Here is a 16,417-nt window from a genome sequence, read left to right on the forward strand (position 1 = left end):
TTAGCCTGGTGATTCGTCATGTTCGGACAATGAGAACTCGGTCATTTGGCCATCTCCCTGTAACAACCGATAGCGACTTAAACGCCCCAGCTCCAATTCAACCAGGCTAATGGCGGAAGCACTCACCAGATAACGCCTGCCGGGGCTATTGCTGTGATGTTTACGCACCGATAATTGCCAGCGTTTGGTAAATAAATTAAACGGGCTCCATGTAGCAAACAGCCAAGTGTCCAGCTTCTCCAGAATATGCAGCAGGCGTTTTGGAAACTCATTTTTAATACCCGAAGAGGTAAGCTGCCAAATGCGATTGTCATGGCGGCCAAATCGCGCAGCAACCGAAAAGCAAAATGAATAGTGAACATCGCCCGAGAGTATAATCGTCTCAGAGGGCGTATCTTCACGTTTAAAAATATCGATCAGCTTTTTCGCTGCGCCCTCATGGGCCATCCAGTTTTCAACATCGACCACCAGAGGTTGACCACATACGTTAAATACCGCTTGTATAGTCTCAATAGCCTTTACCCCAAAAACCGGCGCCGGGCTGACCAACAGCACACTCTCCTGTTCCAGCATTTGCTCCTGCAATTCCATCAGTGTTTCCCAATCCATGAGCCCACTGGGTTCGTTAAAGTCCTGTTCGTTGCGCCAGCGGTGCGTGCGCGTATCTAACACCACCACTTTCGGCTGGGTTTCAAGGCAATAATGCCACTGAGTAAAACGGTGCAAGGTTTTATCAAAGCTGGTCAGAGCCCATCGGTTATGAGCAGTGAGACTTTGTGTAAAACCCTCAATCAGCTTACCCGAAGCCGTCAGGGCATCATTCCCCAGCCCCTGAAACAGCCAATAGGCGATCAGACCATTGGCAATGATCCGCCGGCTTGCCGGCGAATTCGCTATATTCTGCTCCCATCGAGCGGTCAGATTCCAGTCATCAGTCACATCGTGATCGTCAAACATCATCAGCGTAGACACATTTGCAAACAGCCGCTGCGCAGCAGGCAGCGTCTCTATAAAGCCCTCCAGCGCTCGCTTATCGGCTGCAAACTCTAGTGCCTGTGGGTGGCTCAGTGATTGACCATGTAACTGCGATAAGTCAACCAACTGCCAGGCCTGATAACTGAAGTTAAGCAAATAACAGCCAATAAACTCCTCAAGTGTAATGAGGTGATTGCCAGCCTTAACGCTGGAAAAATGGGCTTCATCTTTTTTCAGCCAATGGCTAATTGTCCACTTACTGCGTTCCTGCCAAGGGGTTTTGGGTAACCAGTGATGGCGCTGATAAAGTTGCTGCTCCAGTGATTCAGGCAAGCTCAGTGTCAGGTTGTCCTCAGGATAAATTTCCAGTAGTGAAATCAGCTTATGAACGGCTAAAAGCATTGGACCAGCCACATCGTCGGCATAGATTTGATCGCCAGACATCAACAATAAGGCGGGTCGTTTGACGCTATCATCCAAAGTTTGATTCAGGTAGTCGTCGGCGCTTGCCAGGCTGTCGCGACTGTGATGATGTGGATTGCGACATGAACCATGCAACACACTGCGCAATGTGTCTGGTATCAATAACTGAGGCGCATCCGTATAACTCAGGCTGCTCATATCAAGCCATTGCCCGCCAGCTTTAACACGATAGCTCAGGTTGGTATCGCACTCGAAGCGACCCGTTTTAGGTGTTACCAGCACAAAGCACAGATACAGATAGGTGCCCAGGCGTATTTCACTCAGCTGTGACGACACTTCGAAGCCATCAATAGCGACTTCAAACTCAGGAACGTCCGTGGTAACAAATTGCAGGCAAATTTGTGTAGGCTCTGCCCGGCGCACCATAGGGCCGAGCAATACATAGGGAAGTGCAGAACGATTAGCTGGCATTACCACGCTGAGCCAGGCCAAACAAACGGTAGAAATTCTCCGTTGTCGCGCTAGCTAACTCCTTGTAACTAATGCCTTTTAAATCCGCAATAAAATAAGCCACGTCCTGTACATAGGCAGGCTGATTGGTTTTGCCTCGATGTGGCACAGGTGCCAGATACGGTGAATCCGTTTCAATTAGCAGCCGCTCAAGTGGCAGGCGCTTTACAACTTCTTGCAGCTCAACGGCATTCTTAAAAGTCACAATCCCTGAGATGGAAATATAAAACCCCATATCAATGGCTTGTTTGGCCATTTCCCAATTCTCAGTAAAGCAATGTAAGACACCGCCACACTGCTCTGCCTGATGCGCGCGCATAATATCCAGTGTATCCTGTCTGGCATCGCGGGTATGGATGATCAAAGGCTTATTGAGCTCATTGGCAATATCGATATGCTGCGCAAAGCTGTCTCTTTGTACCTGATGCGTGTCTTTTGAATAGTAGTAATCCAGTCCCGTTTCACCAACCGCGACCACTTTTGGGTGCTGCGCCAGTTCCTTTAATAGTGCAGGATCCAGCGCGTCTTCCTGATTGAGCGGGTGCACGCCACACGATGCCGACACATCATCAAAGGGCAGAATTTTTTCCAGCATGGCAGGAAACTGTGCCAGCGTCACGCTCACACACAGAAAGTGTTCAACCTGTTTAGCTCTGGCATCGCCCAGGATCTCGGGCAACGTTTTTCCAATTTTATCAAAATCCAGTCTGTCCAGGTGACAGTGAGAATCTACAATCATAACAACTCTTACATGGTGTAGGTGGGTTTGCCAGAATTCAGCTTAGTACCCAATATTTTTACTATTTTATCATTCAGCAATTCGTCTTCGGTCTCGAAGCCTACCCCTACCCCTGGCGGGTTGGAGTTCTGCGCGCCCTGTGGTGTTATCCAGACCACCTTGCCCGTAACAACATCTTCTTCCAGCGCATCTGGTAAGGTAATACGCAGCGTCAGCGCCTGACCCATTTCATAGCGGCTATTGGTTTGTACAAATAAACCGCCACTTTTTTGATAAGGCATGTAGCTACGATATAGCTCGTCAATGTCTTCAAAATCAACTAGTAACTCTTGCACCTTGACTCCTATCTTAAGGTTTGCTGCAACTGATAGCACAATCGTGACAGACTCAGGGACAAGTTTAAGCCTAACACAGTGTGTTGGTCTACTGAAAACCGCCTGAGCGTGACAATTGCGGCCTGCGCTTTGTCGAATGCCAGTTCACCACGCGCTATTTTAGTGTTGATTGCCGCCAGTGCAAAGCCACAAAATACCTTGACCAGGCAGGTGTCGGCTTGTAAAGCTTTGGCTAATGCTTCGGCGTCAGCGCCTTCACCAAGACGTTGAGCTTCCTGCCACAGGTTATCAATAGCACCCAGCTGCTGCGCTTGCGCCCATCTAAGTAATAATAGCGGCTGGGAGATAAAGTGAGCGACCCAAGGGTATTGTCCGCTGTGGATCCCTTGCTGTGCCAGCCAGGCTTCAGCGCTATTAACATCAGCAACCCCCACATTCATCTTGTTACAGCGACTCAAAACGGTCGCCGTAACACGCGCAGTATCGTTGCATAGCAGCAGCAAGTAGCGCCCTTTTGCGGGTTCTTCGAGGGTCTTCAGTAACGCATTAGCAGCAGATTCTGTGAGCTTTTCTATGCCATCAATCACCACCACTTTGTTGCCCCCCTGCTGTGCAGAGTGGAATATGAAATCATTTAAGCTGCGGATCGCCTCTACACTGATACTGTGTGATTCAGCCGTGATCAACAGTTTGTCCGGATGATTATCCGCGTCTACCAATAGACAGCTTTTGCACTGCCCACAAGCGCGCAACGAAGTACCTGCCTGCTTGCACAACAATGCAGCCGTGAGCGACTGCGCCAGCTCCAGTTTGCCCACGCCAGTCATACCATGGAACATCTGCGCATGATGAAAGCGCTGTTGCTGAAAACTCATCTGCAACTGCGCAAAAACCGTTTCTAACCACGGGTACATATCAACAGACCTGTCAACGATTTGTGTTATCACGGCGACTGGCCGCAATCACAGAATCAACGACCCTCAGGCAGGCTGACAATACAGACTGTTTATCTTCCGACGCATCAATCACACTAAAATGCTCCGGGTCAGCCTTTGCCTGAGCAAGGTAGCCCTCTCGTGCGCGATGCAAAAATTCCATTTTCTCATCCTCAAGTCTGTCGAGCCCTTCGCCTCGTTGATTGACGCGTTGCAGCCCCAGCTCAGGGTCTAAATCTAAGATGAGATTCATGTCGGGCTTGAATCCGCCGAGCGCCAGTTCATTAATGGTCTTTATGGTCTCAAGATCAATACCGCGCGCGTAATGTTGAAAACTAAAAGTTGCAGCGTCAAAACGGTCCGAGATAACAACCTTGCCGGCCTCCAGGGCTGGGCGGATTTTTTCTTCTACGTGTTGTGCCCGGGCTGCACCAAACAGCATCAGCTCGGTCATTGAGCTCATTTCTGGTGTACTGGGATCCAATATTACGCTACGGACCTTTTCACCAATCGGAGTGCCTCCGGGCTCGCGGGTCAGTACTACTTCAAATCCCTGCTGCTCGAGATAGTCGGCAATGCCCTGAATCACTGTTGTCTTGCCAGCACCGTTACTGCCATCACAAACCAACATAAAACCTTTACTCATACACTCTCTCTGACGTACCGCTCGGTACCCTGTACCGTTATCTAAAAAATAATTGACATTATAGCGGTTTCACGTCGCTATCAGTAGGATTAATTCTTTGAATAGTGTACCGTTTAGTGCATCAATCGATTTTCGCAGGGATAAAGTAATGCAAATTGATCTTCATCACGCTATGACCTGGGTCGTTGCCAGAGACGCAGGGTTCTCACCCGCCCAGGCCACCACCATTGCTCATGCGGCACAATATGTAGATGATGCCACCAACTATGGTCATATCAAGTTTCAGAATGGTGCCGCTTACGAGCGTATTGCGACTGCGCATAAAATGCTTGAGTATCGTAATCTGGATAGCCTGAAAAACATGAAAGTGTGGGTACCGTTTCATTTTTTGCCTGGCAACGGAGGGTTACCTGCTGGTGAAAATCCTGCGGGTAGCTTTATTCAGAAACTTGTTTGCCGACCAGACTCTTTTGTGGCAAAAGACATGGTAGCTGAAGTATTAGCGGATAAAGACCGACCTCATTCATTACATCGCCTGGGGATCACCGCACACGTCTTTATCGATACCTGGGGACATCGGGGCTTTGCAGGGGTCGACCACCCAGTCAATCACGTTCGCGACATCAAAGATCATAATGGTCAGACCCACGAGACGCTCATCGCAAAAGTCAGCGATTACTTTGCCAATATTCTGCAGGACAATATTCCCAGCCTGGGCCATGGTCAGGCGCTGTCCCACCCTGATCTGCCACATCAGCACTGGTCTTATCAAAATGGCCTTGGTGAAGCTGTTGAACGCAATAATCCGGTTGACTTTTTGCAAGCAGCAAACGCGCTGTGTAAAGTATTTCAGACCTACCTGGTCAGGCCCATCACCGGGTTGTCACCCGACGTAAAGCGAGAAATTGCCCAGTGCTTTAGTCAGTTTGTCAGTGATAACGGCGCAACACGCCACCAGCAATGGTTGGATGCCATCGCCGCCGATCGCTTTGGCCTCGGCCCACACCAACTGACTTACATCGCCAAAGGCCTAGGTTCCTGGAAACATCAGGCGCTGGGGACCACGCTGGCGGATGGCGATGAAGATTGCTATCAGTATCATCCGGACTTTCTGCATAGTGACTGGAAACATTTCCATGATGCGGCGAAAAAACATCGCCAAAGTATCATAGTCGATATCTTGCCCAGATACGGGATCTGTGTCAGTTAAACCCGTTTGCACCGTAATCAGAATCTGATGCGGTGCAATAACGGCTAGTCTTGTTTTAGTGTGACAGGCTGATCTTTGACGCCGGCGTAGAACACCACTATCTGCGCGGCTTCTTTACCCACACTTTTCCCCCAGTGCCAGGTGTCAACAACCTCAACCAGGGTATCACCCGCTTTGATGTGGATCGTTTCCCCGCTTTGTGTCTCAACCTGAAGTTCTCCTTTTAACAACAGCCCTGCATTGATATAAGGATGTTTGTGAATTGGCAAAGTCTGCCCGGAAGGGATGGTAAAACGCATAATCCGCACCTCTGGCTGGCCTTTTGGGTAAGCTGGCAACACTGCACCATTCCAGCTATGTTGCTGCTTTGTCAGCGTTTCTACCTTGATCTGTTCAGTACTGTGCGCTTGCGCTGTACTGATGCTCGTGATACTCACTAACCATAAAGCCGATAAGGAAAATACAGTGCTGTTCATAGGTGATAATCCATAAGAGTTTTGCGTATCCTAAAACGTTAATGTGTTTTAATTGTGGATCTCTGTCGACGCTGCAATATCGCGCTGTGGCGACAGTTGTAAATGGACATCACACTGAGCGGGTAAAGTTTCCAGCCCCCATTGTGTCAGACGCTGAAAAAAATGGACAAAGTGTGCAACCTCTTGTTGCGACATACGGCGGGACTGTGCGCCAGACAAGCTAAGTTTCTGCTCTTGCTCAAAGCGCCAGCGGGCAACATGAGAGAAACACCCTGCGTCGAGGAATATGAGCTTATCCACCTGTCTAAACAGGCTCTGATAGTCCGCTTTGAGAAATTGATTGACGGCATGCCGATAACGCCCATCCGGATCCCGGCTTTGTTCCAACTGATTGACAGGACAGCTTAGCTGCTCAGCTGACTGTGCTTCAACCCCAAGACACCAGCCTTCCAGGATCAGCACATCCAAAGTGCGGGTATGCGTCCACAGTTCAGATGCAAACGGCTCATCCATGGATTTGTCGAATCGGGGTAATATGAGCGGCTGCCGGGCACGGAATCGCGTCAGAACCTCTTCGGCCAGTGCGGTGTTATGCGTACCAGGTACTCCTCGGGTTTGAAACAAGGGATGAATATCAGCGGCACGCTTTGCGCGCTCCGACCGGCTCAGATAGAAGTCATCCAAAGACACGCTGTCAGCACGCAACCCGCGCTGTGTCAGGTCAGCCTTTAAATACTCTGCCAGTGTCGATTTGCCGCTGCCCTGAGACCCACTAATCCCCAGACATAAAGGCGCCGGATGTGCTACCTGTTGTGCTAGCCAGCGTGTGACAGGAGACAGCGACTGAATGTAGTCTACAGTTAATCCGTGGTTGCAACAAAATTGGCGCTGCCAGGGCGCTATAACACAGGAGTCATTCATTGAATTATGAATTGTCGGTCAATTCATATTTATAACCTGCGCCATAAATAGAGTGGATGAACTCGCTGTTCGGGGACAATTGGGACAACTTTTTGCGAATTTTTTTGATATGACTGTCTATCGTACGATCACTGACGATGCGGTCATCATCGTATATATTGTCCATCAAACGCGAACGGTTATAAATACGTCCGGGATGTGCTACCAGAGTTTGCAACAACACAAATTCCACCTGTGTCAGTTCCACAGAATTGTTTTGGTAAGTTACAAACAAGGTGTTTTCATCAAGCAGCAGCTGCTCTGACTGTGGTGCACTGGCACCCACCCGGCGCAAGATGGCTTTGACCCGTGCCACAACCTCTCGTGGGCTGTAAGGTTTGCACACGTAATCATCGGCTCCCACTTCAAGACCAAGCAAGCGATCTATCTCTTCAACTTTGGCGGTCGTCATGATAATGGGCACCATAGAGTTGCGCCGAACTTCCCGACAGATAACAATGCCATCGACATTAGGTAACATCAAATCGAGCAATATGATATCTGGCTCAAAGTTCTCAACAGCGGCTAACGCCTGGGCGCCATCATGGACCATCTGTAATTCATAGCCCGCCTGAGTGACGTACTTGCCCAAAATAGCCGCAAGCTTTTTCTCGTCTTCTATGATCAGTACTTTTTGCATCTTAGGCGCTCACTTTCACCTTGGGTCTTCTCCTCCCCAAAATTAAGTGAAATCGCTTGAATTTACAACCCTTTTAAGAAAACCGCATCACCACAGCTAAACCACCAAGTTCACTTTCGCGAGCCTTAATCGTGCCATTATGCGCCTGCACGATACTGGTACAGATTGCCAACCCCAGGCCTGAACCACCCGAGGCGCGATCTCTGGACTGTTTTACTCGATATAATCGATCGAACAACTTGTCTAGCAGCTCGGGTTCTACCCCGGGCGAGCTATCCTGCCAGACTATCTCAATTTGCTCCCCATGTTGTTCGATCGTGACCAGTATTCGGCCTGGATTGTCCTGATCAGAATCGGTATAACGCAAGGTGTTTTGCATCAGGTTACCGAATAGTTGTGCCATGCGTCTGTCATCACAGTCCATCAAACTCTGCGTGTTTCCTTTCAGCTGATATTCAAAATGACGATTGGCAAGCTGTGCCTGATGATTGCCAAAGGTTTGCTCGACCAGCTCGCCCAGACAATGTGGTGCCATTTGATAGCTTAACGAGCCTCTGTCAGACATGGATAACTGGTGCAAATCATCCACTAACTGAGTCAGCCGGCCAATCTCCTCGTGTAACGACTGCAACTGCGCGGGAGCCGTTTCTATCACACCATCGATCATGCCTTCTAATTCGGCTTTGAATACAGCGATTGGCGTGCGCAATTCATGAGAAATATCGGCGATCCACTGTTGTCTGGCTTGCTGGTTTTCTCGCAAGGTCTCAGACAGGGTGTTCAGATCCCGGGCGAGCATGCCCAACTCATCGTTACTATCCGTGTTTAAATTACTCTGATAATCACCGCTTGCCAGGTTTTGTGCTGCACGCCGTAATGCCAGCACAGGGGCAACCAGATAATGACTAAACGGAATGGCCAATAAGCTCGACGCAATCAAAGCGGTGATAGCGATGTACATAAACCAATTTTTTTGACGCTCGGCAAATAAGCTATCGAACCGGTTGCTAACCACCAGACCGTCCTCAAGCCCTACATACCCAAGCAAAGGCGCACCGGCCTTGTCATACTGATGAACAGGGACCCAAAGAGTAGTTCTGGTTGTTGTAAGCGAGCCAATCACTTGCTCACCGGCCGCATTTTTATACACCAGACGACCGCCCATACTATCTGAGCGTCCTCTGGGAGGTCTACGCTTTTGATGAGGGTGGGCACCGCGCTCGCCTCTGGGTGGGCGATCAGCGTCGGGCTTTGGACGTCTGTCGGTTTGATACTGCGCCTTAGTGCCCTGCTCATTACGCATGCCACGACCATCCCGACCCGGCTCAGGTCCCCGCTCAGATCTGCGCGGCCGCTGCATGGAGGGGCTGTCGTAACTGTCATAAGAAGGAGTCGCAGCGGGCGAAGTGGCACTTCGCGCGTTTCCTCGTAGTTCGCTTACCAGCTGATGCCAGGCCGGATGGCGAGTAAACACCCACTCCTCGCCATAACGTGCGTAATTATCGCGAATAGAAGGCATTAAAGCGACCAAGCGGGCACGGCTATTTTGCTGAATATAGTCCTGGAAGCTCTTTTCAAAAGCAGTCTGATTAGCAAAGTAGATCGCCATGATCAATACGGTGTTGACCAACAGCAAAATAGCCAGCAGCTTGTGCCGTATTGTCAGTTTCATGATGTAGCTACCCCTGTGAACGGAATTCAAAACATGGCATACCAATTGTACTTAATACCAGGTCAATTTGAAGGAGCAAATATGACGCTAACGGTGTTAAAGATTTCTTATTTAGAACAACTAAATAGCAAGATTCTTGGCTGGTTACCGACCCTATTTTCTCGCCTCAAAATAGAACGCTTAATTAAGCCAATTGGTATAAGACCCGATGCTAGTCAGTATGTAAGGTTAATGTGCAAATAGTGTGGAAGTAGTGACAAAATTTACCAAAGCAGGAACACGCTCATGCAACTGCTCTGTGTGAGTGGCCCACCAAAAGTCAGGCGAGCCGGGTTTCTAACTCAAGTAGGATGACTAATTAAACTGCACAATTTCCAGCCCAAGCATATAGCCTTCACCTTCGCTGTTATTACCACACCGGATAACTTTAACATGTGCGTTGAGAGGAGGAACCGATCCACCATGGCTGTCAATAAACACATCCAGCATTTCATTGATCTCCAGGGGTTCCTCAACAATGATTGATAATCCCGTGGCACTTAAGTCGTGGCAGGTACCGTGCAGTTTATGCCCCGAGGACAACACGGTTAACTGTGCCTGGGTATTGACCATCATGCGCATAAAGCGCCGTTTATCCTCATGTATCATGGCGTGCTCCACTCTTTGTTATCATTGCTTGCCTGCAAAAAATTACCTTGGAATAATTTGCACCATATTTTTTATTTTCTCTGATAAAGATTGCATGGAAAAGGGCTTAACCACATAGGCATCGCAGCCAGCATCAAAGCCCGCCTGTTTCTCCTGCTCCGACTCCAGGCCCGACACCATGAGCACGGGAATATCACGAGTTTCAGGCGTATTTTTCAACATCCGACAAGTATCATACCCATCCAGCCCAGGCATACATACATCGAGCAGGATCACATCTGGCGGATCGGCAATCGCATTCGACAGGCAGCTCTTGCCCGATTCAGCATAGCTAAACTTAAATGCGTCTGACAAAGCCATTGAAAGCATCTCAAAATTGAAATACTCGTCGTCAACCACTAGCACATGCGGCGTTTTCATCCTGCTCCCCTGTGTGGACATAGTCAATGCCGCTTCCTTTTCACAATCCAAAAATAGTTTCCTCTTAATAAGGTAATTGCCCTAATGCAAATTGCAAGTCAAAACACACTATTCGATCTCATTTAACGCATTGGTGATCCGTTTTGCCGAAATTGGATAAGGTGTTCCTAGTGTTTGAGCAAACAATGACACTCGAAGTTCCTGTTGCATCCAGAAAATCTCATCAAGTGTTGTTGGCATCGGGATCCCTTTTGGCTGTTTGTTACACTTATCGGTATAGGCAGCCGCCACTTTTTCAAGCTCCAGAACACATAAACGGTCCCGGTTAGGGTCAACAGGCAGCTTCTCCAGACGCTTTTCAATGGCTTTCATATAACGCAGCAAATCTGGCAGTTTATGCGCCCCATGCTGACTAACGAATCCTTTAAAAATCAGGCTCTCAAGCTGAGATTTAATATCACCATGCGCCGTGATCATGGTCAAATCCACACGTCCCTTCATACGCTTATTGATACCATGTGCAATGCTCAGCACCTGCTCAACCGCAGATGCGATTTCCACCACTTTATCGCCAAGTTCTGCCCGGACATGTTCTTTGGCTTGTTCAAAGTCCTGCTCTGAACGAATCGCACTATAGTCACCCAACAAGGCATCAATCCCCGCTGCGGTACAATCATCAATCAGATCATTAATTTTACCGAACGGATTGAAGTAAAGCCCCAGTTTGGCTTTATTGGGTAAATGCTGTTGCAAATACTTCACCGGCGAGGGCACATTCAACATTACCAGTCGGCGTAAACCAAGACGATGTGCCTGCTGCGCCTTCTGAGGGTGATCAAACAAACTGATTGACGTACTTTGCTTGTTATCCACCAACGCAGGGAATGCTTTTATCTCATACCCTCCCTGCTTCTTGGTGTACTCCCTGGGCAAGTCACCAAACGACCACTCAGTGAGCCCTTCCTGCTCAATGCCCTTTTCAGCAACTTTAGACAGCGTTTGTGTTACTTTGCCTTGTAACTTGGCTTTGAGCACATCCAGATCATAGCCATGAGCAATGACCTTGTTATGTTCGTCAAGCACCTGGAACTGCATTTTTAAATGAGACTCCAGTGCGCCTAAATCAAATGCTTGTGCGTCAACTTTGACACCCGTCATACGCAATAAACGATTGGCCAACGCCTCCAGAAAACCCCCTTGCATCGGCTCAATCGCAGCCAGCACTGCATCAGCATAGTTAGGTGCAGGAACAAAATTACGTCGCAGGCTTTTTGGCAGGCTCTTAATCAATGAGCAGATCAATTCATGGCGCAGTGCCGGGATGTGCCAGTCAAAGCCCTCAGAGGCGACCTGGTTGAGCAATGGCAGGGGTATATTTACCGTTACACCATCAACCGGCTGACCCGGTTCAAAGTGGTAGCTCAATGGCAACATCAGGTTACCCTGCTGCCATACATCGGGATAATCTAGCGCCGTAATATGCGACGCTTCGTGCTGCATCAAGGCATCCCGGTCCATGTGTAAAAATCGTTTATCGGCTTTTTTCTTGTCTTTCCACCAGTGATTGAAGGCAGCACGATTATTAACATCAGCCGGGATGCGCGCTTCATAAAAGGCCTGCATCATATGCTCATCAACCAGAATATCACGGCGTCGGGCTTTGTTTTCCAGATCCTGAATGTCTTCAATCAAGGCCTGATTGTGCTGTAAAAAGGCTTCGTTTTGCCCCAGTTGCTGGGCGACCAGCGCTTCTTTGATGAATAATTCACGACACAGAACGGGTTCAATCTGACTGTACACAGTGCGCTTTTTACCCACTATGATCAATCCATACAGGGTTTGCTGTTCAAATGCGATGACACAGCCCTGTTTCTTTTCCCAGTGTGGTTCACTGTAACTACGCTTAACCAGGTGCTCCGCCAATGGTGCAACCCAGTTCACGTCAATCTTGGCGTTAATACGGGCGTACAGTTTACTGGTTTCCACCAATTCCGCTGCCATCACCCATTTGGGGCTCTTTTTAAACAGACCTGACCCCGGGAAAATATGAAACTGGCTGTTACGGGCACCCTTGTAGAATTTCTTCTCGTCTTTTTGACCAATGTGACTCAGCATCCCGCTCAATAACGCCTGGTGAATGGCCTCAAAGCTCGCCTCATTACCAGACGCCTTTAATCCCATCTCAGTGCAGACTGTGGTTAGCTGGTAAACAATGTCCTGCCACTCTCTCACCCGCATATAGGCCAAAAAGTCCTTCTGACACTGCTTTCTGAACTGGCTACGACTCAGCGCCTCTTGCAGCTCTTCCAGATACTGCCACAAGTTAAGAAACGCCATGAAATCCGAATCAGCATCTTCGAACCGACCATGTTTTTCATCCGCTGCGCCACGCTTTTCCTGCGGTCGCTCTCTGGGGTCCTGAATAGACAAAGCAGCTGCAATAATGATCACTTCTCGTAGCGCCCCTAAAGGTGCGGCAGCCAGGACCATACGCGCGAGGCGAGGATCGATAGGTAAACGGCTCAGTTTACGGCCGGTCTGAGTCAATGAGGTTTGTTCACGTCTGGCAGCAGGCTTAACCGCCCCCAGCTCTTCGAGCAAACTGACACCGTCTGTGATGTTGCGGTTATCTGGTGCCTGAACAAAAGGGAAGCGCTTAATGTCGCCCAGACCCAGCGCTAACATTTGCAAAATGACCGATGCCAGGTTAGTGCGCAGGATCTCAGGATCTGTGAATTCAGGGCGACCCAGGAAATCTTCCTCTGAATACAAACGGATACACACCCCCGCAGCAACCCGGCCGCATCGACCCATACGCTGATTTGCACTGGCCTGAGAGACGGCCTCGATAGGTAGCCTCTGTACTTTGGTTCGGTAACTATAGCGGCTGATCCGCGCAGTACCCGGATCGATAACGTAGCGGATCCCGGGTACCGTCAGAGACGTTTCTGCAACGTTGGTTGAAAGTACAATACGGCGGTGGCTATGCGCGGCAAAAATACGATTCTGCTCCGCATTCGACAGGCGAGCATACAAAGGTAATATCTCAACCCCTTTGAGATTGCGCTTGCTCAATGCATCCGCAGTATCGCGGATTTCCCGCTCGCCATTCATAAAAATCAGAATATCACCGGGACCCTCAGCGCACAGCTCGTCAACAGCATCGAAAATGCCCTGTAATTGATCGTTTTCAGCTTCGCTTTCATCGCCACTGGCGTCAATCACCGGTCGGTAGCGCACTTCTACCGGATAAGTACGTCCCGAGACTTCTATGATTGGTGCGTTATTAAAGTGCTTGGAAAAACGCTCCGGATCAATGGTTGCTGAGGTGATGATCACTTTCAGATCGGGCCGTTTAGGGAGCAGGTTTTTCAGGTAACCGAGGATAAAGTCAATGTTCAGACTGCGTTCGTGGGCTTCATCGATAATAATTGTGTCGTACTGATTCAGATATCTGTCTTGCTGGATTTCAGCCAGCAAAATACCATCGGTCATCAATTTAATATAACTTTTGTCAGAAACCTGATCGCTAAAGCGGATCTTAAAACCCACTTCCTGACCAAGCTCACAATTAAGCTCTTCAGCAATACGGTTGGACACGCTACGTGCAGCCAGACGACGAGGCTGAGTGTGGCCAATATAGCCATCGACGCCACGACCCAGCTCCAGACAAATTTTAGGTAACTGAGTGGTTTTACCTGAGCCAGTCTCACCCGCCACTATGACGACCTGGTTTTCAGCAATGGCTTTTTTAATATCGTCTTTTTTCTGACTGACAGGCAGTGATTCGGGGTATTGCACACTCGGCAGGCCAGCCAGGCGCTTTACTCTGAGCGTTTGGCTGTGCGCTATGTCACGCGTTATCTGTGTGATTACCTTTTGCTGTTTCGCTTCATCTTTTATTTTTTTGACGCCCTGAAGACGCTTTTTAAAGAGAAACTGATCCTTTTTGAGGCAATCCGCTATGTTCGAATACAACGACTGCAAATCCACTACACGACACCTTGTTACTGAGAAAATCGTCGCGTAGTCTAGCAAAAAGCATGAGTACAGCCCAGTCCCTTTGACAGGGGCTGCGCACTAAATACCGACAGGCAGGCTTAACCTGGTAAACTCTATGTGACACGCTTGCCGGTATACTGAGGCCTGATCAGCGCTTAAACAAAGCGATTGCCCGACTCATAGGTATCATGAAGGTGCTTGTCAATTGCATACAGCACATTAGTCCGGCTGATCACCCCTACCAAACGGCAATCGTCATCGCACACGGGATATAATTTGGGTTTATCGGCCGTCATTCTGTCAGCCAGCTTCAAAATGCTGTCGTTCGGGCTAACACACAAAGGTTCGGTATTCATCACATCAGCCACGATACTGTGTGATTCGTTCTGATAAGTAGCTTCGAGCATAGTGCGAATACAGTCCTGCTCAGACAGAAATCCCACGACGTGTTGCATGTCATCAATCACGGGGCCTCCGGCCTGACCACTTTGTAGTAACTTTTCCACTGCCGATTCGATGCGCATGTCCGCTTTAAAGGTAACCGGACGATGATTAAGATAGTCTGCTACTTTGACAGATTGCATATTTCATTCCCCTAAAAAAACACCAGCTTCATATTAAATAGTAGCTGGCGTTACAAAAATTGCCCAAGTTTACAGGCCTTAAGCACATTAATTAGGGTTACTTTGTGTCGTCAAAAATACCGACATAGGTAGGCTGTGTGTTAGATTTGCTGGCGCGATACATCCCTTTGGTATTAAATGGCATGCTGATATTGCCCTCGGCATCTAAAATGATCACTCCGCCGGTGCCGCCAGCTTTAAGCATTGGGCCAAAAATAACATCCTGTCCCGCTTGTGCCACTGTTTTTCCCTGATATTGTACCCGCGCACAGATATCCGCCGCGACGTTATAACGAATAAAATACTCACCATGTCCGGTCGCAGAGACTGCGCACGAATCGTTATCCGCGAATGTACCTGCGCCAATGATCGGTGAATCACCGATACGACCGAATCGTTTCGCCGTCATGCCACCTGTAGAGGTGCCTGCCGCTAGATTGCCCTGTTTGTCGAGGGCAACGGCCCCCACAGTGCCCATCTTATAGTGCAGTGGTAACTGTTGATGCAGTGCCTGATAATCCTTAGTCCCCTGCTCTGCCTGCTCCAATTTCTTTCGCGCTTTTTGCCAGGCCTCATAGCGATGAGGTGTATCAAAATAATCCTTATTGGCGAACGCAATCCCTTCACGCTTTGCAAACTCTTGTGCACCTTCGCCACTCAGCATCACGTGCACCGACTTTTCCATGACTGCTCTGGCTAACTCAATGGGATTTTTTATCAGCGTCACTCCGGAAATTGCGCCAGCCTGGCGATCCCGGCCATCCATAATTGACGCATCCAGCTCATGCGTGCCGTCATAGGTATATACCGCGCCTTTTCCGGCGTTAAAAAATGGGGAATTTTCCAGCACCTTAATTGCGGTCGTAATTGCATCCAGGCTCTCCCCGCCTTGTTCCAAAACCGCATACCCTTGCTCAACAGCTGATTGCAAAGTTTGTCGGTAAGCCTGCTCCTGCTCTGGCGTAAATTTGGCACGCTCAATTGTACCTGCACCACCATGGATTGCGATAGCAATGGGTGAATGAGCTGGAGCTGAAAAAACGGGATATGCTGCGCTTAATGCAGCAAGTAAAGATGAAGTAACTATTAAACGGCGCATGTCGAATTCCTGTTGTTCTTTTATTGTTGAACTAAGGTGCCGGATATAAATTCTTGTTACAAAAAAAAGCGATAAAAAAAGCGCCCTTAAGGCGCTTTCTTGCA

At 48.9% G+C, this 16,417-nt stretch carries 15 protein-coding genes; 1 reads left to right on the forward strand and 14 read right to left on the reverse strand.

The genetic code is table 11. The features are described 5' to 3' along the window. From CWC22_RS11900 to tmk, 5 genes are read right to left on the reverse strand one after another with little or no spacing between them, the layout of a single operon-like run. A complete protein-coding gene (locus CWC22_RS11900) occupies window positions 1-1,869 on the reverse strand; it encodes an alkaline phosphatase D family protein (RefSeq protein WP_138539570.1) in 1,869 nt (622 codons plus the stop codon). Further along, on the reverse strand, window positions 1,859-2,647 hold the full coding sequence (locus CWC22_RS11905) for a TatD family hydrolase (RefSeq protein WP_010381663.1): 789 nt from the start codon (window positions 2,645-2,647) through the stop codon (window positions 1,859-1,861). The genes CWC22_RS11900 and CWC22_RS11905 overlap by 11 nt, the downstream gene beginning before the upstream one ends. A gap of 8 nt (window positions 2,648-2,655) precedes the next feature. Next, window positions 2,656-2,982, reverse strand: a complete 327-nt coding sequence (locus CWC22_RS11910; RefSeq protein WP_010381666.1) for a PilZ domain-containing protein — start codon at window positions 2,980-2,982, stop codon at window positions 2,656-2,658. Window positions 2,983-2,990: 8 nt separating this feature from the next. Then, window positions 2,991-3,896, reverse strand: a complete 906-nt coding sequence (holB, locus tag CWC22_RS11915) for a DNA polymerase III subunit delta' (protein WP_138539571.1) — start codon at window positions 3,894-3,896, stop codon at window positions 2,991-2,993. Window positions 3,897-3,909: 13 nt separating this feature from the next. Next, window positions 3,910-4,563 carry a dTMP kinase gene (gene tmk, locus CWC22_RS11920; protein ID WP_138539572.1) on the reverse strand — a complete coding sequence of 218 codons (654 nt, stop codon included), beginning with the start codon at window positions 4,561-4,563 and terminating at the stop codon, window positions 3,910-3,912. A 148-nt stretch (window positions 4,564-4,711) separates the two neighbouring features. Here tmk and CWC22_RS11925 point away from each other — a divergent pair, with 148 nt between their 5' ends. Continuing rightward, window positions 4,712-5,773: a DUF6765 family protein gene (locus tag CWC22_RS11925; protein WP_138539573.1), complete on the forward strand. Its 1,062-nt coding sequence runs from the start codon at window positions 4,712-4,714 to the stop codon at window positions 5,771-5,773. Window positions 5,774-5,817: 44 nt separating this feature from the next. Here CWC22_RS11925 and CWC22_RS11930 read toward each other — a convergent pair whose 3' ends face one another. The 9 genes from CWC22_RS11930 to CWC22_RS11970 all read right to left on the reverse strand — a co-directional run bounded on the left by CWC22_RS11930 (window position 5,818) and on the right by CWC22_RS11970 (window position 16,313). Continuing rightward, window positions 5,818-6,249: a cupin domain-containing protein gene (locus CWC22_RS11930; protein ID WP_138539574.1), complete on the reverse strand. Its 432-nt coding sequence runs from the start codon at window positions 6,247-6,249 to the stop codon at window positions 5,818-5,820. A 48-nt stretch (window positions 6,250-6,297) separates the two neighbouring features. Then, complete coding sequence (locus CWC22_RS11935; protein ID WP_138539575.1) at window positions 6,298-7,170, reverse strand: kinase; 873 nt, start codon at window positions 7,168-7,170, stop codon at window positions 6,298-6,300. 4 nt (window positions 7,171-7,174) lie between these two features. Then, window positions 7,175-7,849 carry a response regulator gene (locus CWC22_RS11940; protein ID WP_125563945.1) on the reverse strand — a complete coding sequence of 225 codons (675 nt, stop codon included), beginning with the start codon at window positions 7,847-7,849 and terminating at the stop codon, window positions 7,175-7,177. A gap of 73 nt (window positions 7,850-7,922) precedes the next feature. Continuing rightward, window positions 7,923-9,521 (reverse strand): ATP-binding protein, encoded by a 1,599-nt coding sequence (locus tag CWC22_RS11945; RefSeq protein ID WP_138539576.1) that lies wholly within the window; start codon window positions 9,519-9,521, stop codon window positions 7,923-7,925. A gap of 354 nt (window positions 9,522-9,875) precedes the next feature. Continuing rightward, complete coding sequence (locus tag CWC22_RS11950; RefSeq protein ID WP_010381684.1) at window positions 9,876-10,169, reverse strand: PilZ domain-containing protein; 294 nt, start codon at window positions 10,167-10,169, stop codon at window positions 9,876-9,878. Window positions 10,170-10,211: 42 nt separating this feature from the next. Beyond that, window positions 10,212-10,610, reverse strand: a complete 399-nt coding sequence (locus tag CWC22_RS11955) for a response regulator (RefSeq protein WP_010381687.1) — start codon at window positions 10,608-10,610, stop codon at window positions 10,212-10,214. Between the two features lie 87 nt (window positions 10,611-10,697). After that, window positions 10,698-14,582 (reverse strand): ATP-dependent RNA helicase HrpA, encoded by a 3,885-nt coding sequence (hrpA, locus tag CWC22_RS11960; RefSeq protein ID WP_138539577.1) that lies wholly within the window; start codon window positions 14,580-14,582, stop codon window positions 10,698-10,700. 164 nt (window positions 14,583-14,746) lie between these two features. Continuing rightward, window positions 14,747-15,175, reverse strand: a complete 429-nt coding sequence (locus CWC22_RS11965; RefSeq protein ID WP_125563938.1) for a CBS domain-containing protein — start codon at window positions 15,173-15,175, stop codon at window positions 14,747-14,749. A gap of 97 nt (window positions 15,176-15,272) precedes the next feature. Continuing rightward, window positions 15,273-16,313 carry an isoaspartyl peptidase/L-asparaginase family protein gene (locus CWC22_RS11970; protein WP_138539578.1) on the reverse strand — a complete coding sequence of 347 codons (1,041 nt, stop codon included), beginning with the start codon at window positions 16,311-16,313 and terminating at the stop codon, window positions 15,273-15,275. Between the last annotated feature and the right edge of the window lie 104 nt (window positions 16,314-16,417).

It is taken from the genome of Pseudoalteromonas rubra (genome assembly GCF_005886805.2).
In the GTDB taxonomy this organism is placed as follows: domain Bacteria; phylum Pseudomonadota; class Gammaproteobacteria; order Enterobacterales; family Alteromonadaceae; genus Pseudoalteromonas; species Pseudoalteromonas rubra_D.

Excerpts from the sequence above, each read along its gene's own strand:
- holB (WP_138539571.1), bottom strand. The coding sequence starts at position 3,896 with ATGTACCCGTGGTTAGAAACGGTTTTTGCGCAGTTGCAGATGAGTTTT.
- CWC22_RS11940 (WP_125563945.1), bottom strand. The coding sequence starts at position 7,849 with ATGCAAAAAGTACTGATCATAGAAGACGAGAAAAAGCTTGCGGCTATT.
- CWC22_RS11900 (WP_138539570.1), bottom strand. The coding sequence starts at position 1,869 with ATGCCAGCTAATCGTTCTGCACTTCCCTATGTATTGCTCGGCCCTATG.
- CWC22_RS11965 (WP_125563938.1), bottom strand. The coding sequence starts at position 15,175 with ATGCAATCTGTCAAAGTAGCAGACTATCTTAATCATCGTCCGGTTACC.
- CWC22_RS11935 (WP_138539575.1), bottom strand. The coding sequence starts at position 7,170 with ATGAATGACTCCTGTGTTATAGCGCCCTGGCAGCGCCAATTTTGTTGC.
- CWC22_RS11945 (WP_138539576.1), bottom strand. The coding sequence starts at position 9,521 with ATGAAACTGACAATACGGCACAAGCTGCTGGCTATTTTGCTGTTGGTC.
- CWC22_RS11930 (WP_138539574.1), bottom strand. The coding sequence starts at position 6,249 with ATGAACAGCACTGTATTTTCCTTATCGGCTTTATGGTTAGTGAGTATC.
- CWC22_RS11955 (WP_010381687.1), bottom strand. The coding sequence starts at position 10,610 with ATGTCCACACAGGGGAGCAGGATGAAAACGCCGCATGTGCTAGTGGTT.
- CWC22_RS11950 (WP_010381684.1), bottom strand. The coding sequence starts at position 10,169 with ATGATACATGAGGATAAACGGCGCTTTATGCGCATGATGGTCAATACC.
- CWC22_RS11970 (WP_138539578.1), bottom strand. The coding sequence starts at position 16,313 with ATGCGCCGTTTAATAGTTACTTCATCTTTACTTGCTGCATTAAGCGCA.
- CWC22_RS11925 (WP_138539573.1), top strand. The coding sequence starts at position 4,712 with ATGCAAATTGATCTTCATCACGCTATGACCTGGGTCGTTGCCAGAGAC.
- tmk (WP_138539572.1), bottom strand. The coding sequence starts at position 4,563 with ATGAGTAAAGGTTTTATGTTGGTTTGTGATGGCAGTAACGGTGCTGGC.
- CWC22_RS11905 (WP_010381663.1), bottom strand. The coding sequence starts at position 2,647 with ATGATTGTAGATTCTCACTGTCACCTGGACAGACTGGATTTTGATAAA.